This is a genomic window from Microtetraspora malaysiensis, assembly GCF_050947145.1.
In the GTDB taxonomy this organism is placed as follows: domain Bacteria; phylum Actinomycetota; class Actinomycetes; order Streptosporangiales; family Streptosporangiaceae; genus Microtetraspora_A; species Microtetraspora_A malaysiensis.
In genome coordinates, this window is the sequence record NZ_CP191998.1 from 4178921 (window position 1) to 4202108 (window position 23188).

Here is a 23188-nt window from a genome sequence, read left to right on the forward strand (position 1 = left end):
CCGTCGCCGGCCGTTCACCGCAGCCGGCGGCGGAACGGCGAGGGCGGGGGAGCGGCCGGCGCGAGCCGTACCCTGACATCCACCGCCGCGACCCCGCGCGGGGTGACGAGCAGCGGGTTGACGTCGAGCTCGGCGACCTCGGGCAGGTCGTCGAGCAGCCGCCCGATGCGGACGATCCGCTCCTCGAGCGCCTTCACGTCCACCTCCGGGCGTCCTCGGTAGCCGAAGAGCAGCGGCGCGCAGCGCAACTCGCTGATCATCTCGGCCGCGTCCGCGTGGGTCAGCGGCGGCACCCGGAACGCGTGGTCGGCCAGCAGCTCGGCGGTCACCCCGCCCATGCCGACCATGACCAGCGGGCCGAACGCGGCGTGCCGGACGCCCCCCACGATCATCTCCACGCCGCCGGTCACCATCCGCTGCACGATCGCGCCGGTCATCGCCGGGCCGATCCGCTCGGCCATCTCCCGGTACGCCGCGGCCGCCTCCTCGGGCGTGCGCAGCCCCAGCCGCACCCCTCCGACGTCGCTCTTGTGCACCAGGTCGGGCCCGGTGGCCTTCAGGACGGCGGGCAGCCCGGCCAGCGCCGCCGCCTCGGCCGCGCTCTCCGGCCCGTCAACGCCGATGGACTCGCACACCTCAACGCCGTAGCAGCCGAGCAGCCGGGACGCGGTGCGGTGGTCGAGCCAGCCGCCGCCCGGCGCGCGGGCGAGCTCCTGGGAGACGATCTCCTCCGCCGTCGCGACCGCGCGCCGCTCCCGCTCGGAGTCCGTCTCCGTCTCCGGCTCCTCCGGACGGGCCCGCCAGCGGGCGTAGCAGACCGCGCGGGCCAGCGCGTGCACCGCCTGCTCGGGGAACGCGTACGTCGGCACCCGGCCGCCGATCAGCCCGTCGTGGCCCACGACGCAGGCGAGCACGGTCTTGCCCGTGTCACGCGTCGCCTCCTCGATGGCGGCCTCCGTACGGACCCGGCCGGAGCCGAAGGGCGGCGTGTAGACCACGACGACGGCGTCCACGCCGGGGTCGTCCAGCACGGCGGAGACGGCGAAGCCCAGCTCGTCCGCGTCGCCGTCGGCGGTGAGGTCGACCGGGTTGCCCACGGCGGCGCCCGGCCGCAGCCGCTCGCGCAGCCGCCGCTTCGTCTCGGCCGACAGCTCGGGCACCTCCAGGCCCAGCCGCTCGCAGGCGTCGGCCGTCATCGCCTCGGGGCCGCCGGAGTTGCCGACGATCGCCACCCGGCCGCCGGCGGGCAGCGGCTGCCCGATCAGCAGCCGGGCCGTGTCGAGCAGGTCCTGGACGGTGTCCACCCGGATCACGCCGGCGCCGGTCAGCAGCGCGTCCACCGCCGTGTCCGGGGTCGCCGCGGCCGCCGTGTGCGAGCGCACGGCCCGGTCGCCGGAGGCGCTGCGGCCGCTCTTGACCACCACGATCGGCTTGGCGCGGCCGACGCGGCGGGCGATCCGGCCGAAGCGGCGCGGGTTGCCGAAGGACTCCAGGTAGAGGCCGATCACGCCGGTCCGGTCGTCGTCCTCCCAGTACTCCAGCAGGTCGTTGCCGCTCACGTCCGCCTTGTTGCCGACGGAGACGAAGCCGGACAGGCCGAGGCCGACCTCGGCGGCGCGGTCGATCAGCGCCACCGCGACGGCGCCCGACTGCGACATCAGGGCCAGCCGGCCGGGCGCGGGAGCCGTGGGCAGGAAGCTGGCGTTGAGCTGCGACCCGGTGTCCACGACGCCCAGGCAGTTGGGGCCGACCAGGCGCATCCCCGCCCCGCGGCAGATCGCCAGCAGCTCCGCCTCCTGTTTCGCGTCGCCCGTCTCGGCGAAGCCCGCGCTCACCACGACCAGGTCCCCCACACCCGCTTTGGCGCAGTCGCGCGCCACGTCGAGCACGGCCGACGCGGGCACGGCGACGACCGCCAGCCCGACCGGTCCGGGGACGCTGTCCAGGTCCGGGTAGGCGGTGCGGTCGCAGATCCGGTCCGCGCGTGGGTTGATCGGGTAGATCGGGCCGGGGAAGCCGCCCTCGACCAGGTTGCGCAGCACCCGGTGGCCCACACTCGACGGGTCGCGGCCCGCGCCGACGACGGCCACCGAGTCCGGTGAGAACAGCCCGGCCAGCGACGCGCGCTCCGCCTCGTGCGCGCGCTCCTCGACCTTCGCCAGGAGACGGCGGGTGGGCCGCAGGACGATCCGCAGCTCCACCTGCTCGCCCTCGTGCCGCCGCCCCACCTCCAGGCCCAGGTCCCGGACGACGTCGAGCATGGGCCGGTTCTCGGCCAGGACGTCGGCGACCATCTCGCGTACGCCGCCCTCGGCCGCGTCCAGGGCCAGGTGCTCCAGCAGGAGCGTGCCGAGCCCCAGGCCGTGCACGCCGTCGTCGAGGAGGATGCCGAGGTCGGCCGTCTCGCCGGTGCCGTCGGTCACGTACTCGGCGACCGCCACCAGCCGGCCGTTCATCAGCGCGACGAGGGCGTGGCCGGCGTAGTCCGGATCGGTCAGATGGTCGGCGTGGACGTGGGCAGAGGCCCGGCCCCCGCTGAAGAACCGCAGGTACGCGGAGCGTTCGCTGGTCCGCTCGACCAGGTCGTGCAGGGCGGGCCGGTCCGCGGGGCGCAGCGGACGCAGATGGGCGATCCCGCCGTCGCGGAGGAGGACGTCGCATTCACCGGAGGGCGCTCGTTTCATGCTTCCACCCTCTAAGTGGACGAATCATGGCAAACAGGGTCTTTGTACCCGCCCGGCACGGGCTCTCGTCCTTCCGGCCCATGGGAGGCCGCCGCTCCGCCCGTGCGGCCGGCCCACGTCCGAGCGGGCCAAGCTTCTCACCGACCTCCCCTCCTGGGAGGATGCTTGGCATGTCATCCGGGGAGCCGGCCCTGCGCCTGCCGCGAGCCGTCGTGTTCGCGGCGGTGTGCGTCGTCGTCTCCGCGGTCGCGCACGCCTTCGCCGGCGGCGGCACGGTCTCGCCCGGGGTGATGGCGCTCGGCGCGGTCGGCGCGCTGGCCGTCGCGTACCCGCTGAACGGCCGCGAGCGCGGCCCCCAGATGGTGCTGGCGGCGACGATCGGCGCCCAGGCCCTGTTGCACGAGCTGTTCGCCCGATCCGCTCCGGCCGGGCCCGCGGTGCCGTTCCCGCCCGTGCCGTTCCCGCCCGTGCCGTTCCCGCCCGTGCCGGTCGCCGAGATCGGGCCGGCCGTGGGCGGCCTGCCGCCGGTGCCGGCGCCCCTCGCCGAGGCCGGACCCGCCGGCCAGCTCGACGAGGGGATGTCGCTGGCGCACCTGGCCCTCGCCGTGACCACCGGTTGGTGGCTGTATCGCGGTGAGCGTGCGGTGTGGCTGATGCTGCGGCTGTGGAGCCCTGCCCCCCTGGGCGTGCTCCGGTGGATCCGCGCCCTCTCGGCCGGGGTGTTCGCGCCGCTGGCCCGTCCCGTTCCGCCGTCCGAGCCCGGGCCGCACGTCGGCAGAGAGGTCGAGGCGGCGATCCACCGGCGCGGCCCGCCGCTTCGCCCCGCGCCGGCCCAGGGCTGACCGGCGCGGCCGTACGTCGACCCCCGCTTCGCGGTGCGGACGACGTGGCCGCCTCCGCCGGACCGCCGCCGCCGGGCGCTCCCGACGCTCACCCGCTCCGCCGTACGGCGAGAGCGCTTTCCGGTTTTCCGGCCCACGTCCGGGATCTTGTATGGAGTCAGAGATGGCATTCCTGCCACGATTCATCCGCGGCGGCCTCATAGCCGCGTTCGGCTGCGGGATCTTCCTCACCGCCGCGACGACCGCCGCCCAGGCCCACGACAGCCTGAAGAGCAGCACCCCCGCCGAGAACGCCGAGGTCACCGAGCTCACGACGATCGAGCTCGACTACAGCGCCCAGGTCCGCTTCCCCGTCGTCGCGATGCGCGATGGCGCCGGGAAGCCGGTCGCGATCGGCGCGCCGCACATCGTCGAAGGGGCCAAGGTCCGCGCCGACGTCACGACGCCGCTGGCGCCCGGCGGCTACGTGATCGCCTGGCGGGTCGTCTCCTCGGACGGCCACCCCATCGAAGGGGAGATCCCCTTCACGGTGACCGGCTCGGGCGCGGCCGGGGCGGCCACACCGGTGGCCTCCATCTCGGCGTCGAGCGTCGCCGCCGCGAGCGAGCCGACGCCCGGGACCACCCCGTCCGTGGTCACCCTGCCCGCCGCGCAGCCGTCCGCGTCGGCCGCCCGGGACGTGGCGGGCGGGCGCGGCGCCGGAGGGTGGATCTGGGCCGGCCTCCTCGCCCTGGCCGTGGTCGGAGTCGTGATCTGGCTGCGTAACAGCAGGGGAGCGTCCCCCGGCCAGGGGGAGGCGGGTTAGGCCGGCGGGGCCCGGCCTCCGCGGCCGGGCTTCGGCCTCCGATCAGGGCCGGGGCTCCGGCCGGAGACCGAGCACCTCCTCCGGGCTGCGCGGGTCGGGCGCGTCCGCGGGCAGCCCGCCGACGGCGCGCAGCGCCCGCCCCACCGCCGGGCCCCAGGCCGGGCGGAGCGAGGCGGCGCGCAGCAGGGCGGCGTCGGTGAGTAGCGCGTCCGCCGGCCCGGCGCGCAGCTCTCCCCGCGCGATGATCGCGGCGTCCCGAGCCCATCGGTGGGCGAAGTCCACGTCGTGCGTGGACGCGATGATCGTGGTGCCGTCCGCCTGCAGCCGCCGCAGCGTCTCCAGGAGCGCCTCCGTGCCCGCCGGGTCGAGACCGGCCGTGGGCTCGTCCAGGATGAGCACCACCGGGCGCAGCGCGAGCGCCCCCGCGATAGCGACCCGCTTGCGCTGGCCGAAGGACAGCAGGTGGGTGGGCCGGTCGGCGAGGAAGGGGATCTCCATGTCCTCCAGGGCCGACGTCACGCGCGCCGCGACGGCCTCCGGAGGCAGGCCGAGGTTCAGCGGGCCGAAGGAGACGTCCTGTCCGACCGTGGCGGCGAAGAGCTGGTCGTCCGGATCCTGGTGCACGAACTGGACCCGCGTGCGGAACTCGGCGAGCGCGGCGCGGCCGTAGGCGACGGGCCGGCCGTCCAGCAGGATCCGGCCCGCGGCCGGGCGCAGCCCCCCGCACAGGAGGCGCAGCAGCGTGGTCTTCCCGCCGCCGTTGGGCCCGAGCACGGCGAGGGAGGTCCCCCGGGCCACCTCCAGGCTGAGTTCGGAGAACACCGGGGCGGACCCCGGATACGCGTACGAGAGCCGGTCGGCGGCGAGCACCGCGGTCATGGCGGGCATCCCTTTCGGAGGAGGGGACGGGCCGGCCTCAGCCGAGGCCCGGCACGAGGGACAGCGCGACGGTCAGCACGGCCGCCGCCACCCCGGGGAGCGGGGCCAGCGCGAGGAAACGGCCGCGCAGGGGGAGGGGCCCGACGCTGACCGCGAGCTCGCCCGTGTAGCCGCGGTCGCGCAGGCCGTCCTCCAGGCGCCGCGCCCGCTCGAAGGACAGGACGAAGACCTGGGCGGCCAGCCCCGTGACCGATCTCCACCTGGCCCGCCACGACAGAGCCCCGAGCCGGTCCGCCTGGGCCCGCCGTACGGCGTCGACCGTCTCCAGCACGACGGACAGCATCCGGTAGACGAGCCCGGCCACCTCGGCGAGGCCGGCCAGGCCGCGCCGGCGGGCCAGACGGGGCAGCACGTCGGCGAGCGGCGTCGTCATGGCGAACAGGAGCTGGGCGAGTACGGCGGCCACGCAGCGGCCGATCACCTCAGCCGCCCGCGCCGCCCCGCCGGGCGCCCAGGTGAGCCCGGACGTGTCCACGCTGACGAGGAAGGTCAGCGAGCCGGTGACGATGAACGCGAGCGGGGCGCGGGCCGAGCGCAGGAACGCGCGCGGCGGCACCCGGGCCCAGCCGAGCGCGATGGCGAGGGCGATCGCGGCCGTGATCGGGGCGCCCGGCCAGGGCGGCAGCACCAGGGCGCACAGGAGCAGCGTCCCCGCCAGGACCGCCTTCGCCGCGGGGTGGCGCCGCCGCCACGGGCTGCGGTAGGCGGCGGCGTCGATCGCGAGCACGTGGCGAGCTCACCCGCCGCCGGGCTCGGCCGCCCCGCCGCGGTCCGCTCCCGGCGCCAGGTCCGCCGCGGACACGGGCCGCAACCGGTTCCGGGTGCGCGCCACACCGAAGTAGTAGCCGAGGAACCCGGCGCCGATCGCGGCCTGCAGGGCGAACAGCGCCGACTCGATCTCCCCGGACGGCGGCTCGTACAGCGAGGCGAACCAGGGCTTGTAGTCGGGAGCGAGCTCGGCGATCGCGGTCTCCGCCTGCGCGTCCGCGCCCGCGAACGGCTCCTCGTGCCCGTCGCCCGCGCCGATCACCAGGGGCAGCACGGCGAGCGCGGCGACGGCGGCCAGCAGGAGCAGGTTGACGACGACGTTGCGCTTCACGAGGCCACCCGGCCTTCCTTGAGGACGCGCAGCCGGATCAGCTCGGCCGCGCTGGTGGAGCGGAGCAGGCGGACGACGAGCACTGTGAGCAGGCCCTCGCTGACGGCGAGCGGGATCTGGGTCACCGCGAAGATCGCGCCGAACTTGGTCAGCGCCCCGGCGAAGCCGCCGGCCGGGTCGGGGAAGGCGAGCGCGAGCTGCGCCGACGTCACGCAGTACGTCACCAGGTCGGCGGTGAAGGCGCCGGCGAAGACCGCGACGAGCAGCCCGCCGCCGAGCCGCCGGGTCAGCGCGTACGCGCCGTATCCGGCCCAGGGGCCGACGACGGCCATGGAGAAGGCGTTGGCCCCGAGCGTGGTCAGCCCGCCGTGGGCGAGCAGCAGGGCCTGGAAGAGCAGCGTGATCGTGCCGAGCACGGTCATCACGGGCGGCCGGAACAGGATGGCTCCGAGGCCGGTGCCGGTGGGGTGGGAGCAGCTCCCGGTGACTGAGGGGATCTTCAGGGCGGACAGGACGAAGCAGAAGGCCCCGGACGCTCCGAGGAGCAGCTTCGCCTCGGGGTTCTCCCTCAACTGCCGATTGAGTCGTACGACACCGTGGACGACGAAGGGGGCGGCCGCGACGGTCCAGGCCGCCGCGTGGAGCGGAGGGAGGAATCCCTCGGCAATGTGCATGATTGAAACGCCGACCTTTCCAGCACCTCGTGGATGGTGTTTCCGCGCCTTGGCCGGTCTCCTGGCTGACGGGTTGGCACATCTCGCTCGCCTTCCCAGGTGGCTGGCACCCAGTGGCTTCCGCGTACGCGGATGAGCGAGAGCATTCCCGATCACAGTGGCGAGGGCCGCGCCGGAATTGCGTCCCGGATGGGGCGCGCACCGGACTTCCCGTTTGCCGAGGCGCGTTCAGCGTAAGCCTGGTCTCTCGATATCGACAAGACGGGGTAACTGCACAGTGGTGGCAACAGTGGCCGCGACAGCGGTGCCGGGTGCGCCGGGACGGACGCCCCCGGCCGGGCGGAGAACGGACGAAGTTGACGCTCGCGATGGGCGCGGGATACGTTCCCGAGGATTCGCGGTGGTCCGAGGGAAGTCCGGTGAGATGCCGGTGCGGTCGCGCCACTGTATCCGGAACGAGAGTTCCGGGAGCCAGGTCACTTGGCCGCCGCGTCCTCGTCTGGCGGGACGCGTCATCCCAAGGAGGCATCGATGAGCGGGTCGGCGATCGCACGCCCCCACGACCACGATCACGGCTGCGGCTCCGCCGCGCCCGGCGTCCCTCCTACCGCCACCGCCTCCTGACCCGCGCCTCCGCGCGGGGTCCCGGATCCCGCGCTCTTCCGCGACGCCGCCGTGCCGTGCGGCGGCCGACCGCGCCCGGCCGGACCATCGAGAAGGGACCGATGTGATCACCGCCTATCCATTCAGCGCCGTCGTGGGGCTCGACGACCTCAAACTGGCGCTGATCCTCAACGCGGTCTCGCCCCGGGTGGGCGGCGTGCTGGTGCGCGGCGAGAAGGGCACCGCCAAGTCGACGATCGTCCGCGCCCTGGCCGCGCAGCTCCCCCCGGTCGACGTGGTCGCCGGATGCCGCTTCGCGTGCGATCCCGCGGCTCCCGATCCCTCCTGCCCGGACGGCCCCCACGCCGAGGGCGAGCAGGGCCGGTCGCGCCCGGCCGCGCTCGTGGAACTGCCCGTGGGCGCGTCGGAGGACCGGCTGGTGGGGGCGCTGGACATCGAGCGGGCACTCACCGAGGGCGTCAAGGCGTTCGAGCCGGGCCTGCTCGCCGCCGCCCACCGAGGCGTGCTCTACGTGGACGAGGTCAACCTGCTGCACGACCACCTCGTGGACCTGCTGCTCGACGCCGCCGCGCTCGGGACCTGCTTCGTCGAGCGCGAGTCGGTCTCCGTACGGCACGCGGCGCGCTTCCTGCTCGTCGGCACCATGAACCCGGAGGAGGGCGAGCTGCGGCCGCAGCTCCTGGACCGCTTCGGGCTGACCGTCGAGGTGCGGGCGTCCCGCGACCCGGACGAGCGGGCCGAGGTCGTACGGCGGCGGCTGGCCTTCGACGCCGACCCGGCGGGGTTCGCCGCGCGGTGGCGGGAGGAGGAGGCGGCGCTGGCCGAGCGCATCCTGCGGGCGAGGGAGCGGGTCGCGGACGTCGTCCTGCCGGACGTTCGGCTGCGCCAGATCGCGGCCGTGTGCGCCGGCTTCGAGGTCGACGGGCTCCGCGCCGACCTGGTGACCGCCAACGCCGCCATCGCCCACGCGGCGTGGCGGGGCCGTGCCACGGTGACGAGCGAGGACGTGCGCGAGGCGGCCCGGCTCTCCCTGCCGCACCGCCGCAGGCGCGACCCGTTCGACGCGCCCGGCCTCGACGAGGACCAGCTCGACGACCTGTTGTCCCGGCACGACACCCCGGACCCGGACGACGACCCGGACCCCGGTCCGTCCGGCCCCGGCCCCGAGGGCCCGCACGACCCGGGACCCGAGGGCCCGGACGGCGCGGACAGCCCGGACAGCCCGAACCCGAACAGCGCGGACGGCCCGGACGGCGCTGATGGACCCACCCCGGACGGCGCGGACCACTCGGCCGATCCCGGCGACCCTCGCGGCGCGGACCGGAGTGCCCCCGAGGGCGACGGCCCCGCCCCTGACGGCGCCGCCCCTGACGGCGCCACGCCCGGCGAGCGGGTGATCGCCGCCGGCGAGCCGTACCGGGTGCGGCCCTTCCGCGTGCCGGGGCTGGGTGAGGGCGCCGCGGGGCGGCGCTCGCGGGCGCGCACCCCGAACGGCCGCACCGTCGGCGCGCGGCTGCCCTCCGGGCGCCTCCAGCGGCCGCACCTGCCCGCGACCCTGCGCGCCGCCGCGCCGCACCAGCGCGAGCGCGGCCGCACCGGGCCGGGCCTGCTGATCCGCGACACCGACCTGCGTGAGTCGGTCCGGGAGGGCAGGGAGGGCAACCTCGTCCTGTTCGTCGTGGACGCGAGCGGTTCGATGGCGGCGCGCCGGCGGATGAGGGAGGTCAAGGCGGCCGTGCTGAGCCTGCTCCTGGACGCCTACCAGCGGCGGGACAAGGTCGGGCTGATCACGTTCAGAGGGGCGGACGCCGAGCTGGCGCTGCCGCCGACCTCCTCGGTGGAGGCCGGGGCGGCGCGGCTGCGCGAGCTGCCGACCGGTGGCCGGACCCCGCTGGCCGCGGGGCTGCGCCGCGCGGCCGAGGTGCTCCGCGTTGAGCGGATGCGCGATCCCTCCAGGCGGCCGCTGCTGGTCGTGGTCACCGACGGCCGGGCCACGGCGGGGAGCGACGTGGCCGGCCCGGCTGCCCGGCTCGCCGGCACGCCCGGCGTCGTCGTGGACTGCGAGAGCGGCCCGGTGCGGCTGGGCCTGGCGCTCGACCTCGCGGAGCGGCTGGGCGTGCCCGCCGTACGGCTCGACGCGCTCGCGGAGGGCGGTCTGCGCGACCTCGTCCGCGAGCACAGACACGAGCACAGGCGCGGCGCGGGACCGGCGGGCGGACACCGGAACGACTACAGGAAGGCGGTCTGAGATGCCGCAGGGCAAGCCAGCCGTCGTGCCCGACGACGGCCTGACCACGCGGCAGCGCCGCACCCGGCCGCTGCTGATCGTGCACACCGGCCCCGGCAAGGGGAAGTCGACCGCCGCCTTCGGGATGGCGCTGCGGGCCTGGAACCAGGGGTGGCCGATCGGGGTGTTCCAGTTCGTCAAGTCGGCCAAGTGGCGCATTGGAGAGGAGCGCGCCCTGCAGGTGCTCGGCGCTTCCGGCGAGGGCGGCCCGGTGACCTGGCACAAGATGGGCGAGGGCTGGTCGTGGATCCAGCGGCCGGGCACCGACGAGGACCACGCCGCCGCCGCCCGCGAGGGCTGGGAGCAGATCAAGCGCGACCTGGCCGCGGAGACCTACCGCTTCTACGTGCTGGACGAGTTCACGTACCCGTTGAAGTGGGGCTGGCTGGACGTCGCCGAGGTGGTCGAGACGCTGGCGGCGCGGCCCGGCGCCCAGCACATCGTGATCACGGGACGGGACGCCGATCCGCGGCTGATCGAGGCCGCCGACCTGGTGACCGAGATGGGCAAGGTCAAGCACCCGATGGACGCCGGGCAGAAGGGCCAGAAGGGCATCGAATGGTGATCCCGCGTCTGGTGATCGCGGCGCCGTCGTCGGGCAGCGGGAAGACCACGGTCGCGACCGGCCTGATGGCGGCGCTGCGCGCGAGGGGGCTGCGGGTCTCGCCGCACAAGGTGGGCCCCGACTACATCGACCCCGGCTACCACGCGCTGGCCACCGGCCGGCCGGGTCGCAACCTCGACCCGTGGCTGACCGGTGCCGACCTGGTCGAGCCGCTGTTCCTGCACGGGGCGCGCGACGCCGACGTCGCCGTGGTCGAGGGCGTCATGGGCCTGTACGACGGCGCCGGGCTGGAGGAGTTCGCCTCCACCGCGCACGTCGCGCGGCTGCTCGGCGCCCCCGTGGTCCTGGTCGTGGACGCCGCCGGGCAGGGCCGTTCCGTCGCCGCGCTGGTGCAGGGGTTCGCCGCGTTCGACACCCGGGTACGGCTGGGCGGGGTGATCCTCAACCGGGTCGGCTCGCCGCGGCACGAGGAGATCTGCCGCTCCGCGCTGACGGAGAGCGGCGTGCCGGTGCTCGGCGTGATCCCGCGCGCGGACGGGGTGGCCACCCCGTCCCGCCACCTCGGGCTCGTCCCCGCCGCCGAGCGCCGCACCGAGGCGGTGTCCGCCGTGGAGCGCATGGGCGAGCTGGTCGCCGCGTCCTGCGACCTGGAGGCGCTGGTCGCGCTGGCCCGCTCCGCGCCGCCCCTCGCCGCGCGCCCCTGGAGCGCCGGTTCCTCCCTGGAACGGCCCCCGTCCGGCGCGCGGCCGGTCGTGGCCGTGGCGGGTGGCCCGGCCTTCACCTTCGGGTACGCCGAGCAGGCCGAGCTGCTGGCCGCCGCCGGAGCCGAGGTGGTGACGTTCGACCCGCTCCGCGACGAGCGCCTCCCGCAGGGCACGGGCGCGATCGTCGTCGGCGGCGGCTTCCCCGAGGTGTACGCCGCCGACCTGTCGGCCAACGAGCCGCTGCGGCGGCGGGTGGCGGCCTTCGCCGGGCCGATCGCGGCCGAGTGCGCCGGGCTGCTCTACCTCGCCCGCGAGCTGGACGGACACCCCATGTGCGGCCGGCTCCCCATCACCGCGACGATGACCGGCAGGCTGACGCTCGGCTACCGTGACGCCGTGGCGACCGCGCACTCGGTGCTCACCCGGGAGGGCGAGCGCTATCGCGGCCACGAGTTCCACCGCACCGCCACCGAGCCCGGGCACGCGGAGCCGCCGCTGTTCCGCTGGCGCGGCGGGGCCGACGGCTTCGGCGAACCGCTGCTGGCCGCGTCGTACCTCCACCTGCACTGGGCGGGCAGCCCCGAGCTCGCCGCGCGCCTCGTCGCCGCCTGTGCCCCCGCGGGCGGCTGACTCACCCCGTCCGGATGGTGCGCCGGAGGAAGTCGCCGATCTCGGCTCTGGCCATCTGCGCGCCGAACCCGCCCCAGGCGAGGTCGAAGGCGTGGCCGGCGTACCCGATCTCGACGTACCGGTGGGACGCGCCCGCCGCGTGGGCCAGGCGTGCCGCGCGGCGGCCGTCGTCGGGGTACACGATCTGGTCGTGCCCGCCCTGCACGGACAGGGTCGGCGGCACGTCCGCCCGCAGGTAGGTGATGGGCGACGCGGCCCGGTAGGCCGCGGGCTCCTTCTCCGGCGGCCCGCCGATGAAGTCGTGCGTCATCACCCGCCCCTCGCCGTCCGAGAGCCACTTCGCGGCCCACCAGGGGACGGCCAGGTCGTACGAGTAGGCCAGGTCGTAGGGGCCGTACAGCGAGACGACGGCGCTGACCGAGGTGTCGCCGGTCTCGCAGCTCGGCGGGAACGCCTTCTCCCCCTCCGCGTGGCCGGAGGTGTAGGCGGCCAGCAGCGCCAGGTGGCCGCCGGCCGACATGCCCATCAACGCGACGCGGCCGGGATCGACGCCGTAGCGCGCGGCGTTGCGCCGCACCCAGCCGACGGCGCACCGCACGTCGCCCGGGGCCTGGTTCCAGGTGGCGGGCGGCGCGAGCCGGTAGTCGATGTCGAAGACCGTGGCGCCGCGTTCGGTGAGCCACTCGTTCCAGCGGGGCGTCATGCCGCGCCGCCCCTTGGTCCAGCTTCCGCCGTGGACGAGCACCACCGCCGGGCCGGGCTTCTCCGCCGGGGAGCGGGGTCGCCACACGTCCAGCCGCAGCTCGGCGCCGCCGGGGCGGGCGTAGGCCACGGTGGCGTCCGGCCCGCGGTCCGCCGCGGTGGCGGGGCGCTGGAAGTAGTCGGCGTAGGACAGGGGCACGCCGAGCCGGCGGGCGTCGCGATGGGCGGTCACCACGGGGACGAGCGTGGCCACCAGGCACAGCGCCGCTACAACGGCGGTCACCACGCCCGCCCGCCGCGCGCCGAGCCACAGCGCGGCGACGGCCGCCGCCGTCGCCGCCAGGGCGGCCAGCGCGCCGAGCAGGCTGTACTCGCGGGCGAACACCGTCAGGATCCAGAAGGTCCGGGTGGGGAAGGGCAGGACGATCAGCGCCGCCACCGGTACGGCCGGGACCGCCGCCGCGATCGCCACGCCCAGCGCGAGGCGTCGCGCCAGCCGTTTGGGCAACCGCGTTTTCGCGGGCATCTGCCGACCCTAACCCCGCTGTTTCCCGGGCGGGAGACCCATTTCCGAACGACGGCGGGCGGGAGCCTCAGCGGTCCTCGAGGTCGCCCTCGACCGCCAGGTAAGCCGCGCGCAACGCCTTCAGGACCTCCGGGTCCGGGTGCTCCCACATCCGGCGGTCGGCTGCCTCCAGCAGACGCTCGGCGATGCCGTGCAACGCCCACGGGTTCGACTCGGACATGAACGCCCGGTTCTCCGGATCCAGGACGTACGTCTCGGCCAGCCGGTCGTACATCCAGTCGGCGACCACGCCGGTCGTGGCGTCGTACCCGAACAGGTAGTCCACGGTGGCCGCCAGCTCGAACGCGCCCTTGTAACCGTGCCGGCGCATCGCCGCCAGCCAGTTGGGGTTGACCACCCGGGCGCGGAAGATCCGCGCGGTCTCCTCGTGCAGGGTCCGGGTGCGCACCGCGTCCGGCCGGGTGCTGTCGCCCACGTACGCCGCCGGGGCGCGGCCGGTCAGCGCGCGCACGGTGGCGATCATCCCGCCGTGGTACTGGAAGTAGTCGTCGGAGTCGGCGATGTCGTGCTCGCGGGTGTCGATGTTCTTGGCCGCGACCGCGATCCGCCGGTACGCGTTCTCCATGTCCTCGCGGGCGGGCACGCCGTCCAGGTCGCGGCCGTAGGCGTAGCCGCCCCACACCGCGTACACCTCGGCCAGGTCGGCGTCGTCGCGCCAGTTGCGGCTGTCGATGAGCGGGAGGATGCCCGCGCCGTACGCGCCGGGCCGGGAGCCGAAGATCCGCAGCGTGGCCCGCCGGTCGTCGCCGTGGACCGTCCGGTCGGCCTCCGCGTGCGCCCGCACGTAGTTGACCTCGGCGGGCTCGTCCAGGCCCGCCACCAGCCGTACGGCGTCGTCCAGCATCGCGACGACGTGCGGGAAGGCGTCCCGGAAGAACCCGCTGACGCGCACGGTCACGTCGACGCGGGGACGGCCCAGCTCCGTCGCAGGGATCGGTTCGAGACCGCTGACCCGACGCGACGCCTCGTCCCAGACCGGCCGCACGCCGAGCAGCGCGAGCACCTCGGCCACGTCGTCGCCCGCCGTGCGCATCGCGCTGGTGCCCCAGACGGACAGGCCGACCGAGCGCGGCCACTCGCCGGTCTCCTCGCGGTAGCGGTCGAGCAGCGAGTCGGCCATCGCCTGGCCTGTCTCCCAGGCCAGCCTGCTCGGCACCGCGCGCGGATCGACCGAGTAGAAGTTCCGCCCGGTGGGCAGCACGTTGACCAGCCCGCGCAGCGGCGAGCCGCTCGGCCCGGCCGGGACGTACCCGCCGTCGAGGGCGTGCAGCAACGCGCCGATCTCGTCGGGGGTCCGGGCCAGCCGGGGCACGATCTCCTCGGCCGCGAACCGCAGCACCTCGCGTACGGCGGCGGCCCGCTCGGCCGCGCCGAGCACGGACGCGGTCACGCCGGGAACGGCGGCCGGGTCCCAGCCGCCCGCCTCCATGCCCTCGACGAGCGCGCGGGCGAGCGTTTCGGCCTCATCCACGCTGACCCGGGCGGCGGCGCCGTCCTCGGCCAGGCCGAGCGCCTCGCGCAGGCCCGGCAGCGCCTCCCGGCCGGCCCAGATCTGGCGGGCGCGGAGCATGGCCAGCACGAGGTCCACCCGCGCCTTGCCCTCGGGGGCGACGCCGAGGATGTGCAGACCGTCGCGGATCTGGGCGTCCTTGACCTCGCACAGCCAGCCGTCCACGTGCAGCAGGAAGTCGTCGAACTCGGTGTCGTGCGGGCGGCCGGCGATGCCCAGGTCGTGATCGAGCCGGGCGGCCTGGATCAGCGTCCAGATCTGCGCGCGGATCGCGGGCAGCTTCGCCGGGTCCATGGCCGCGATCGAGGCGTGCTCGTCCAGCAGCTGCTCCAGCCGGGCGATGTCGCCGTACGTCTCGGCCCGTGCCATCGGCGGCACCAGGTGGTCGACCAGCACGGCGTGCGCCCGCCGCTTGGCCTGGGTGCCCTCGCCCGGGTCGTTCACCAGGAACGGATAGATCAGCGGGAGATCGCCGAGGGCGGCGTCGGGCCCGCAGGAGGCGGACATGCCCGCCGACTTGCCGGGCAGCCACTCCAGGTTGCCGTGCTTGCCGACGTGGACGATCGCGTGCGCGCCGAACTCGTCCGCCAGCCAGCGGTAGGCGGCCAGGTAGTGGTGGCTCGGCGGCATGTCCGGATCGTGGTAGATCGCGATCGGGTTCTCCCCGAAGCCGCGCGGGGGCTGCACCAGCACCACGAGGTTCCCCGCCCGCAGGGCGGCCAGCACGATCTCGCCGCCGGGGTCACGCGACCGGTCCACGAAGAGCTCCCCGGGCGGCGGCCCCCAGTGACTCTCCACGTCGCCGCGCAGGTCTTCGGGCAGCGTCTCGAACCAGGCGCGGTACCGGTCGGCCCGGATCCGCACCGGGTTCGCCGTGAGCTGCTCCTCGGTGAGCCACTCCTGGTCCTGGCCGCCCGCCGCGATGAGCGCGTGGATCAGCGCGTCGCCGTCCTGCCCGTCCACCCCGGGGAAGCCCTCCCCGAGGTCGTAGCCGGCCTCGCGCATCGCGGCCAGCAGCCGGACCACGCTCGCGGGGGTGTCCAGGCCGACCGCGTTGCCGATCCGGGAGTGCTTCGTCGGATAGGCGGAGAGCATGACCGCGATCCGCCGCTCCGCCGCCGGGACGTGCCGCAGCAGGCCGTGCCGTACGGCGATGCCGGCGACGCGGCCCGCCCGCTCGGGGTCGGCGGCGTACACGGTCAGGCCGTCGGCGTCGATCTCCTTGAACGAGAACGGCACCGTGATGATCCGGCCGTCGAACTCGGGGATCGCCACCTGGGACGCGGCGTCCAGCGGGGACAGCCCGTCGTCGTCCTCCCGCCACGCGTCCCGCCCGGTGGTCAGGCACAGCCCCTGCAGGATCGGCACGTCCAGCTCGGCGAGCGCGCCGACGTCCCACGCGGCGTCGTCGCCCCCGGCCGACGCGGTCGCCGGGCGGGTGCCGCCCGCCGCGAGCACGGTGACGACGAGGGCGTCGACCCGGCGCAGGGCGTCGAGCAGCTCGGGCTCGGCGGTCCGCAGCGAGCCGCAGTAGAGGGGCAGCGCCTGCCCGCCCGCGTCCTCGACCGCCCGGCACAGCGTCTCGACGAACGCCGTGTTCCCCGCCACGTGGTGGGCGCGGTAGTAGAGCACGCCGATCGTCGGCCCGTCCGAGCGCCGTGCCGTCCGCTCCAGCGGTCCCCAGCTCGGCAGCGGCTCCGGCGGGGCGAACCCGTGCCCGGTCAGCAGCACCGTGTCGGAGAGGAACGCGTGGAGCTGGGCCAGGTTGGCCGGGCCGCCGTGCGCGAGATAGGCGTGCGCCTCGGCGCAGACGCCGCCCGGCACCGTGGACAGCTCCATCAGCTCGGCGTCGGGCGCCTGCTCGCCGCCGAGCACCACGACCGGGCGGGGGCCGGCGAGCAGGGCGTCCAGCCCGTCCTCCCAGGCGCGTCGCCCGCCGAGGAGTCGTACGACGACGAGCCGGACGCCCTCCACCAGCGCGGGGAGGTCGGCCACGTCGATCCGGGCGGGATTGCCCAGCCGGTAGCCCGCGCCGCAGGCCCGGGCGCTGAGCAGGTCGGTGTCGGAGGTCGACAACAGCAGGACGTCGGCCTGCCCGGTGGACGGCACGAAGCGCACGCGAAATCCTCCCTTGGGGTCCTCGCCCCAGGTCGTGGTCGTCACGACGGCTGGAGTCTCCTGGCTCCCGGATCGACGCTCGCCCCGGCCTTCCCGTCCGTTGCCGGACCGTGGCCGTCGGTGGGGGTCGCTCCCCGGTTACAGTGGCGGGACCGCGCCGGTTTTACACCGGCTTCCTCCCATTGCCGTCGTCTGGGATCACACTATGCCAGGCGGACATCCCCCGAAAACAGGGCGTTAGCATCCTCTGCGTGTTCAACAGTGACCTTCCCGGACGCTCCGGACCCGACGCCTGCCCCGGCGCGCTCCAGGTCCACGCCGCCGCCGACGGTGGCCTGGCGCGGGTCCGGATCCCCGGAGGCGCGGTGACGGCGGGCCAGCTCCGCGCGGTCGCCGCCGCGGCCCGCGAGCTCGGGTCCGGCGTGATCGAGCTCACCTCCCGGGCCAACCTCCAGGTGCGCGGCCTGCGGCTCCCGCCGGACGCCTGCGGGGGCGCGGAGCGCGTCCCCGCCGAGGCTCCGGACTTCGCCGCGCGGATGGCCGCCGCCGGGCTGCTGCCGTCCGCCACGCACGAGCGGGTGCGCAACATCGTGGCCTCGCCGCTCGCCGGGCGGAGCGCCGCGGGCGGGCGCGACGTGCGCCCCCTGGTCGCCGAGCTGGACCGCGCGCTGTGCGCCCGGCCCGGCCTCGCCGAGCTGCCCGGACGCTTCCTGTTCGCGCTGGACGACGGCTCCGGCGACGTGGCCGCCCTGGAGGCCGACGTCACGCTGCGGCCGGTGGCCGCAGCGGACGAAAGCGAGGCCGCGCTGCTGCTCGCCGGGGCCGACCCCGGGCTGCGCGCCCCTTCGGGGGCGGAGACGGCGGGCCTGCTCGCCGTCGCCGAGGCGTTCCTGGCCGAGCGCGCCGCGCAGGGGTCGCGCGCGTGGCGACTCCGCGAGCTGGCGGACGGTCCCGCCCGCGTCGCGGCCCGCGCCGTCCAGCTGGAGCCCCGGCTGCGCCGGTCCGCGGCCCGTCCTCCCGAGGCGTACGCCGCCGAAACCGGCGCGGGCGGTGCCGACGGCGTGGTCGGTGTGGTCGGTGTGGTCGGGCAACCGGACGGGCGGGTGGCTCTCGCCGTCCTCCCCCCGCTCGGGCGGCTCACCCCGGCCCAGGCGGAGGCGCTCGCCGCGGCCGCCGGCGACGGCGCCGGAGAGGTCCGCGTGACGCCCTGGCGCACGGTCGTCGTGCCCGACCTGACGCCCGCGGATGCCGGGCGGTGGCGGGCGAGGCTCGCCGAGGCGGGCCTGGTCGCCGACCCGGCGTCCCCGTGGCTCGGCGTGACCGCCTGCGCCGGCCGTCCCGGATGCGCCAAGTCCCGCGCCGACGTCCACGCCGACATCCGCGCCGCACTCGGCGACCCCCGGCCGGATGCGGACGTTTCCCGCGATGCCGTACGCTCACCGACCGATGCCGGACGGATCCCCGCGCACTGGGCGGGGTGCGAGCGGCGCTGCGGGCGGCCGCGCGGCCGGGTCGTGGACGTGGTCGCGACCACGCACGGATACCGCGTCGAGGCGGACGGCGTCAGCCGTGCGTTCCCCGGCGCCGAGCAGACGAGCGCCGCCGTCGCGGCGACCAGAGAGGGACTGTGATCGACTACATCCGGGACGGGGCGGAGATCTACCGCCGGTCCTTCGCCACCATCCGCGCCGAGACCGACCTGGGCGGGATGCCGCCGGGCGTGTCCCGGGTCGCCGTCCGCATGATCCACGCCTGCGGCATGGTCGACCTGGTGGACGACCTGGCCTGGTCGCCGGGGGTCGTGACGGCGGCGCGCGAGGCGCTGCTCGCCGGCGCGCCCATCCTGTGCGACGCCATGATGGTCGCCTCCGGCGTGACCCGGCGCCGCCTCCCGGCGGACAACGAGGTGCTGTGCACGCTCGGCGACCCGAGGGTCCCGGAGCTGGCGGCCCGGATGGGCACCACCCGCAGCGCCGCCGCGCTCGAACTGTGGCGCGACCGGCTCGACAACGCCGTGGTCGCCATCGGCAACGCGCCGACCGCGCTGTTCCGCCTGCTGGAGATGGTCGAGGAGGGCGCGGGCCGCCCGGCGGCCGTGCTCGGTGTCCCGGTCGGCTTCATCGGCGCCGCCGAGTCCAAGGTGGCGCTGGCCGAGCATCCGTCCGGCCTGGAGCACCTGGTGGTGCACGGGCGCAGGGGCGGCAGCGCCATGGCGGCGGCGGCCGTCAACGCGATCGCCAGCGAGGAGGAGTGAACCACATGAGCGCACAGCCCGGTCGCCTGTACGGGGTGGGCCTGGGGCCCGGCGACCCCGAACTCGTGACGGTGAAGGCGGCCCGGCTTCTCGGCGCCGCCGACGTGATCGCCTACCACAGCGCCCGGCACGGGCGGAGCATCGCCAGGTCGGTGGCGCTGCCGTACCTGCGGGGCGACCAGATCGAGGAACCGCTGATCTATCCGGTCACCACCGAGACCACCGACCATCCCGGCGGCTACCAGGGCGCGCTGGACGACTTCTACGCCGAGTGCGCCGTCCGGCTGGCCGCGCACCTGGACGCGGGCCGGGACGTGGTCGTGCTGTGCGAGGGCGACCCGCTCTTCTACGGCTCCTACATGCACATGCACAAGCGGCTCGCCCACCGCTATCCGACCGAGGTGGTGCCGGGCGTCACCTCCGTCAGCGGGGCGTCGGCGGTGCTCGGTCGCCCGCTGGTCGAGCGGGACGAGACCCTCACCGTGCTGCCGGGCACGCTCCCGGCGGACGTCCTGACCGAACGGCTCGCCGCCGCCGACTCGGCCGCCGTGCTCAAGCTCGGCCGCACCTTCGAGAAGGTGCGCGCGGCGTTCGCCGAGGCCGGGCGCCTCGACGACGCCTGGTACGTCGAGCGGGCCACCACCGAGAAGCAGCGCGTCGAGCCGCTCGCCGAGGTGGACCCGGCCACCGTGCCGTACTTCTCGCTCGCGCTGCTGCCGAGCCCGCTCACCCCGGCCGGCGCCCCGGCGACGGATCCGGCCCCCGAGCCGGTACGCGCGGGCGAGGTGGTCGTGGTCGGGCTGGGTCCCGCCGGACGGCCGTGGCTCACCCCCGAGGCGCAGGAGGCGCTCGCCGCCGCCGACGAGCTGGTCGGCTACGGGCCCTACCTCGACCGGGTGCCGCCCAACCCGCGCCAGCTCCGGCACCCGACGGACAACCGGGTCGAGGCCGAGCGGGCGGCGCACGCGCTGGAACTGGCCGCGGCCGGATCGCGGGTGGCCGTGGTGTCGTCCGGGGACCCCGGTGTGTTCGCCATGGCCAGCGCGGTGCTGGAGGTGGCGGCCGAGCCCCGGTTCGCCGGCGTCGCCGTACGCGTGGTGCCCGGCCTCACCGCCGCCCAGGCGGTGGCGAGCCGGGCCGGCGCGCCGCTGGGCCACGACTACTGCGTGCTGTCGCTGTCGGACCTGCTCAAGCCGTGGGAGGTCGTGGCCGGGCGGATCACCGCCGCCGCGAAGGCCGACCTGGTGCTCGCGATCTACAACCCGGCGTCGCGCAGCCGTTCCTGGCAGGTGGCCGCCATGCGCGACCTGCTGCTCGAACACCGCGCCCCGGACACCCCGGTGGTCATCGGCCGGGACGTCGGCGGGCCCGGGGAGAGCGTCCGCGTCGTCGAGCTGGCCGCCCTCGACCCGGCCGAGATCGACATGCGCACCCTGCTGATCGTCGGCTCCTCCACGACGAGGGTCGTCGACCGGGACGGACGGCCCGTCGTCTACACGCCGCGCCGCTATCCGGCGTGAGCCCCGACCCAGGCCACGGCCGCCTCGACGGTGTCCACGAGAGGGACGCCGTCCGGGGCGGGCGGCCGCCGTACGACGAGCACGGGCAGCCCCAGCTCGCGGGCGGCGGCCAGCTTGGCCGTGGTCATCTCACCGCCGCTGTCCTTGGTGACGAGCACATCGATCCGGTGCTCGCGCATCAGCGCCAGCTCGCCCGGCACCGTGTACGGCCCGCGCGACAGCACCACATGCGTGTGCCGGGGCATCGGCGGCTCGGGCGGATCCACCGACCTGGCCAGGAACCACAGGTCGTCCAGGCCGGCGAAGACGGCCAGGCTGCGGCGGCCGGTCGTGAGGAACACCCGCCCGCCGTCGCCGGCCAGACCGGGCAGCAGCGCGGCGGCCTCCTCAAGCGTCGCCGCCCAGCGCCAGTCGTCGTCCGGACGCCGCCGCCAGCCGGGGCGGCGCAGCACCAGCAGCGGCACCCCGGTCTCGGCGGAGGCGGCGACGGCCGAGGCGGTCATGCGCCGGGCGAAGGGGTGGGTGGCGTCCACCACGGCGTCGATCCGGTGCTCCCGCAGCCAGGCGGCCAGGCCGTCCGGCCCGCCGAAACCGCCCTCGCGCACCTCGCCGGCCGGGAGCCGCGGGTCGGCCACCCGTCCCGCCAGCGAGGACACCACGCGCAGCCCGGGACGTCCGACCAGCCGTTCGGCGAGCCCTCTGGCCTCCGCGGTGCCGCCCAGGATCAGCAGCCGTCTCGTCATGCCTCCACCTCCGTCAGATCCACCAGCTCCTTCAGCTCCTTCAGCTTCGTGAGGCCGGCCCGATGAGCACACCACTGCGCCACGGATGGACCACCGGGGCGTGCGCCACCGCCGCGACGACCGCGGCGTACACGGCGCTGCTCACCGGCACCTTCCCCGACCCGGTCGAGATCGCGCTGCCGAAGGGGCAGCGGCCGGCGTTCGCGCTGGCCCGCGAACGGCTGGCGGACGGGGAGGCGACCGCGGCCGTGGTCAAGGACGCGGGCGACGACCCCGACGTCACCCACGGCGCGCTCATCTCCGCGACCGTACGGCCCGGCCTCCCGGGCAGCGGCGTTACCTTCCTCGCCGGGCCCGGCGTGGGCACCGTCACGAAGCCGGGGCTGCCGCTCGACGTGGGCGAGCCCGCCATCAACCCGGTGCCGCGGCGGATGATGCGCGAGCACGTCGCCGAGGTGGCCGCGCGCTGCGGCGGGACCGGCGACGTGGTCGTCGAGATCTCCGTCGAGGGGGGTGAGGAGCTGGCCCGCCGCACCTGGAACCCGCGGCTCGGCATCCTCGGCGGCCTGTCCATCCTGGGGACGACCGGGATCGTCGTGCCGTACTCGTGCTCGGCGTGGATCGACAGCATCCGGCGCGGCGTGGACGTCGCCCGCGCGGCCGGTCGCACCCACGTGGCGGGCTGCACCGGCAGCACCTCCGAGCGGGTGGCCGCCGAACTGTACGGCCTGCCCGAGGACGCGCTGCTCGACATGGGCGACTTCGCCGGCGCGGTGCTGAAGTACCTGCGCCGCCACCCCGTGCCCCGGCTCACCGTGGCCGGCGGGATCGGCAAGCTGTCCAAGCTCGCCGACGGCCACCTCGACCTGCACTCCGGCCGTTCCCAGGTCAACCCCGACCTGCTCGCCGGGCTGGTGCTCGGCGCCGGAGGCGACCCGGCCCTCGCCGAGCGGGTACGCGCCGCGAACACGGCGCTGCACGCGCTGCGGCTGTGCCAGGAGGCCGGACTCCCGCTCGGCGACCTGGTGGCCGAGCGGGCGCTGCGGACCGCGCGCGAGGTGCTGCGCGGCGCGCCGGTCGAGGCGGACGTCGTGGTCATCGACAGGGCGGGCGTGATCGTCGGCCGCGCGGGCGCCCAGGGGGAGACCGGTCAATCCCGGCACCGTTCCGCCGAGTAGAGGTGGCTGTCGGGGAACGCCGACGCGGTCAGCACCCGGCCCACCACGATCACGGCGGTGCGCACCACCCCGGCCTCGCGGACCCGCGCGGCGATGTCGGCCAGCGTGCCGCGCAGGACCAGCTCGTCGTCCCTGCTCGCCCGGGCCACGACGGCGACCGGGCAGTCCGCGCCGTAGGCGGGGAGCAGTTCCTCGACGACCGCCTCGACGCGCTGCACGGCGAGGTGCAGCACCATGGTCGCCCGGCTCGCGCCCAGCGTGGCCAGGTCCTCGCCCTCGGGCATCGGGGTCGCCCGCGCTGCCGTGCGGGTCAGGACGATCGTCTGCCCGACGCCCGGCACCGTGAACTCCCGCTTCAGCGCGGCGGCCGCGGCGGCGAAGGCGGGGACGCCGGGCACCACCTCGTACGGCACGCCGAGCGCGTCCAGCCGGCGCATCTGCTCGGCCATCGCGCTGAACACCGACGGATCGCCCGAGTGCAGCCGCGCGACGTCCAGCCCGGCGGCGTGCGCGGCGGCCATCTCAGCGACGATCTCGTCCAGGGTGAGCCGTGCGGTGTCCACCAGCCGCGCCCCCGGCGGGCAGTCGTCCAGCAGTTCCCGGGGCACCAGCGATCCGGCGTACAGGCACACCGGGGAGGTGGCGATCACCCGCAGGCCGCGCACCGTGATGAGGTCGGCGGCGCCGGGCCCCGCCCCGACGAAACGCACCATTCCGCCCCGCG

Annotated in this window: 18 protein-coding genes and 2 riboswitches; of the genes, 9 read left to right on the top strand and 9 right to left on the bottom strand. The window is 75.8% G+C overall.

Features of this window, described 5'->3' with window-relative positions; genetic code table 11:
- Positions 1-14 precede the first annotated feature (14 nt).
- Positions 15-2684: a GNAT family N-acetyltransferase gene (locus tag ACQP1V_RS19620; protein WP_433425082.1), complete on the bottom strand. Its 2670-nt coding sequence runs from the start codon at positions 2682-2684 to the stop codon at positions 15-17.
- A 170-nt stretch (positions 2685-2854) separates the two neighbouring features.
- Between ACQP1V_RS19620 and ACQP1V_RS19625 the strand changes: the two genes are divergently transcribed.
- Together ACQP1V_RS19625 and ACQP1V_RS19630 are read left to right on the top strand one after the other, a co-directional pair.
- Positions 2855-3526 (top strand): hypothetical protein, encoded by a 672-nt coding sequence (locus tag ACQP1V_RS19625; RefSeq protein WP_433425084.1) that lies wholly within the window; start codon positions 2855-2857, stop codon positions 3524-3526.
- Positions 3527-3689: 163 nt separating this feature from the next.
- Positions 3690-4331 (top strand): copper resistance CopC family protein, encoded by a 642-nt coding sequence (locus tag ACQP1V_RS19630; RefSeq protein ID WP_433425086.1) that lies wholly within the window; start codon positions 3690-3692, stop codon positions 4329-4331.
- Between the two features lie 42 nt (positions 4332-4373).
- Here ACQP1V_RS19630 and ACQP1V_RS19635 read toward each other — a convergent pair whose 3' ends face one another.
- The 4 genes from ACQP1V_RS19635 to ACQP1V_RS19650 are packed head-to-tail and all read right to left on the bottom strand — an operon-like array spanning position 4374 to position 7043.
- The gene (locus ACQP1V_RS19635; protein ID WP_433425087.1) at positions 4374-5210 is read right to left on the bottom strand and encodes an energy-coupling factor ABC transporter ATP-binding protein; all 837 of its coding nucleotides are present in this window, start codon (positions 5208-5210) and stop codon (positions 4374-4376) included.
- A 37-nt stretch (positions 5211-5247) separates the two neighbouring features.
- Positions 5248-5997 (bottom strand): cobalt ECF transporter T component CbiQ, encoded by a 750-nt coding sequence (gene cbiQ, locus ACQP1V_RS19640; RefSeq protein WP_433425089.1) that lies wholly within the window; start codon positions 5995-5997, stop codon positions 5248-5250.
- Between the two features lie 9 nt (positions 5998-6006).
- Positions 6007-6369, bottom strand: coding sequence for an energy-coupling factor ABC transporter substrate-binding protein (locus tag ACQP1V_RS19645; RefSeq protein ID WP_433425091.1), 363 nt, complete (start codon positions 6367-6369; stop codon positions 6007-6009).
- The gene (locus ACQP1V_RS19650) at positions 6366-7043 is read right to left on the bottom strand and encodes an energy-coupling factor ABC transporter permease (RefSeq protein ID WP_433425093.1); all 678 of its coding nucleotides are present in this window, start codon (positions 7041-7043) and stop codon (positions 6366-6368) included. The genes ACQP1V_RS19645 and ACQP1V_RS19650 overlap by 4 nt, the downstream gene beginning before the upstream one ends.
- A 34-nt stretch (positions 7044-7077) precedes the next feature.
- A riboswitch (cobalamin riboswitch) is annotated at positions 7078-7280 on the bottom strand.
- Positions 7281-7770: 490 nt separating this feature from the next.
- Here ACQP1V_RS19650 and ACQP1V_RS19655 point away from each other — a divergent pair.
- The 3 genes from ACQP1V_RS19655 to ACQP1V_RS19665 are packed head-to-tail and all read left to right on the top strand — an operon-like array spanning position 7771 to position 11853.
- On the top strand, positions 7771-9915 hold the full coding sequence (locus ACQP1V_RS19655) for a putative cobaltochelatase (protein ID WP_433425095.1): 2145 nt from the start codon (positions 7771-7773) through the stop codon (positions 9913-9915).
- Between the two features lies 1 nt (position 9916).
- On the top strand, positions 9917-10519 hold the full coding sequence (gene cobO / locus ACQP1V_RS19660) for a cob(I)yrinic acid a,c-diamide adenosyltransferase (protein WP_433425097.1): 603 nt from the start codon (positions 9917-9919) through the stop codon (positions 10517-10519).
- Entirely contained in the window at positions 10513-11853 is a 1341-nt protein-coding gene (locus ACQP1V_RS19665; protein WP_433425099.1) for a cobyrinate a,c-diamide synthase, read from the top strand. Before cobO ends, ACQP1V_RS19665 begins: the two co-directional genes overlap by 7 nt.
- 1 nt (position 11854) lies before the next feature.
- Here the strand turns inward: ACQP1V_RS19665 and ACQP1V_RS19670 are convergent, their stop codons facing one another.
- Together ACQP1V_RS19670 and cobN are read right to left on the bottom strand one after the other, a co-directional pair.
- Positions 11855-13081, bottom strand: a complete 1227-nt coding sequence (locus ACQP1V_RS19670; RefSeq protein WP_433425101.1) for an alpha/beta hydrolase fold domain-containing protein — start codon at positions 13079-13081, stop codon at positions 11855-11857.
- Positions 13082-13148: 67 nt separating this feature from the next.
- Positions 13149-16760, bottom strand: a complete 3612-nt coding sequence (gene cobN / locus ACQP1V_RS19675) for a cobaltochelatase subunit CobN (RefSeq protein ID WP_433425890.1) — start codon at positions 16758-16760, stop codon at positions 13149-13151.
- A 40-nt stretch (positions 16761-16800) separates the two neighbouring features.
- Positions 16801-16974, bottom strand: a riboswitch (cobalamin riboswitch).
- Between the two features lie 46 nt (positions 16975-17020).
- On the opposite strand from cobN, the gene ACQP1V_RS19680 reads away from it, so the two are divergent.
- The 3 genes from ACQP1V_RS19680 to ACQP1V_RS19690 are packed head-to-tail and all read left to right on the top strand — an operon-like array spanning position 17021 to position 20543.
- Positions 17021-18400 carry a precorrin-3B synthase gene (locus tag ACQP1V_RS19680; RefSeq protein WP_433425103.1) on the top strand — a complete coding sequence of 460 codons (1380 nt, stop codon included), beginning with the start codon at positions 17021-17023 and terminating at the stop codon, positions 18398-18400.
- A complete protein-coding gene (locus ACQP1V_RS19685; protein ID WP_067126396.1) occupies positions 18397-19023 on the top strand; it encodes a precorrin-8X methylmutase in 627 nt (208 codons plus the stop codon). Before ACQP1V_RS19680 ends, ACQP1V_RS19685 begins: the two co-directional genes overlap by 4 nt.
- Before the next feature lie 5 nt (positions 19024-19028).
- The gene (locus ACQP1V_RS19690) at positions 19029-20543 is read left to right on the top strand and encodes a precorrin-2 C(20)-methyltransferase (protein WP_433425105.1); all 1515 of its coding nucleotides are present in this window, start codon (positions 19029-19031) and stop codon (positions 20541-20543) included.
- Here the strand turns inward: ACQP1V_RS19690 and ACQP1V_RS19695 are convergent.
- Positions 20531-21286 (bottom strand): cobalt-precorrin-6A reductase, encoded by a 756-nt coding sequence (locus ACQP1V_RS19695; RefSeq protein WP_432859471.1) that lies wholly within the window; start codon positions 21284-21286, stop codon positions 20531-20533. The genes ACQP1V_RS19690 and ACQP1V_RS19695 overlap by 13 nt on opposite strands.
- A gap of 62 nt (positions 21287-21348) precedes the next feature.
- Here ACQP1V_RS19695 and ACQP1V_RS19700 point away from each other — a divergent pair, with 62 nt between their 5' ends.
- Positions 21349-22464, top strand: a complete 1116-nt coding sequence (locus tag ACQP1V_RS19700; protein WP_433425107.1) for a cobalt-precorrin-5B (C(1))-methyltransferase — start codon at positions 21349-21351, stop codon at positions 22462-22464.
- On the opposite strand, the gene cobM is transcribed toward ACQP1V_RS19700, so the two are convergent.
- Positions 22437-23177 carry a precorrin-4 C(11)-methyltransferase gene (cobM, locus tag ACQP1V_RS19705; RefSeq protein ID WP_433425892.1) on the bottom strand — a complete coding sequence of 247 codons (741 nt, stop codon included), beginning with the start codon at positions 23175-23177 and terminating at the stop codon, positions 22437-22439. The two genes, ACQP1V_RS19700 and cobM, sit on opposite strands and share 28 nt — an antisense overlap.
- Positions 23178-23188: the final 11 nt, after the last annotated feature.

Excerpts from the sequence above, each read along its gene's own strand:
- ACQP1V_RS19620 (WP_433425082.1), bottom strand. The coding sequence starts at position 2,684 with ATGAAACGAGCGCCCTCCGGTGAATGCGACGTCCTCCTCCGCGACGGC.
- ACQP1V_RS19625 (WP_433425084.1), top strand. The coding sequence starts at position 2,855 with ATGTCATCCGGGGAGCCGGCCCTGCGCCTGCCGCGAGCCGTCGTGTTC.
- ACQP1V_RS19630 (WP_433425086.1), top strand. The coding sequence starts at position 3,690 with ATGGCATTCCTGCCACGATTCATCCGCGGCGGCCTCATAGCCGCGTTC.
- ACQP1V_RS19635 (WP_433425087.1), bottom strand. The coding sequence starts at position 5,210 with ATGACCGCGGTGCTCGCCGCCGACCGGCTCTCGTACGCGTATCCGGGG.
- ACQP1V_RS19650 (WP_433425093.1), bottom strand. The coding sequence starts at position 7,043 with ATGCACATTGCCGAGGGATTCCTCCCTCCGCTCCACGCGGCGGCCTGG.
- cobO (WP_433425097.1), top strand. The coding sequence starts at position 9,917 with ATGCCGCAGGGCAAGCCAGCCGTCGTGCCCGACGACGGCCTGACCACG.
- ACQP1V_RS19665 (WP_433425099.1), top strand. The coding sequence starts at position 10,513 with ATGGTGATCCCGCGTCTGGTGATCGCGGCGCCGTCGTCGGGCAGCGGG.
- ACQP1V_RS19670 (WP_433425101.1), bottom strand. The coding sequence starts at position 13,081 with ATGCCCGCGAAAACGCGGTTGCCCAAACGGCTGGCGCGACGCCTCGCG.
- ACQP1V_RS19690 (WP_433425105.1), top strand. The coding sequence starts at position 19,029 with ATGAGCGCACAGCCCGGTCGCCTGTACGGGGTGGGCCTGGGGCCCGGC.
- ACQP1V_RS19695 (WP_432859471.1), bottom strand. The coding sequence starts at position 21,286 with ATGACGAGACGGCTGCTGATCCTGGGCGGCACCGCGGAGGCCAGAGGG.
- ACQP1V_RS19700 (WP_433425107.1), top strand. The coding sequence starts at position 21,349 with ATGAGCACACCACTGCGCCACGGATGGACCACCGGGGCGTGCGCCACC.
- cobM (WP_433425892.1), bottom strand. The coding sequence starts at position 23,177 with ATGGTGCGTTTCGTCGGGGCGGGGCCCGGCGCCGCCGACCTCATCACG.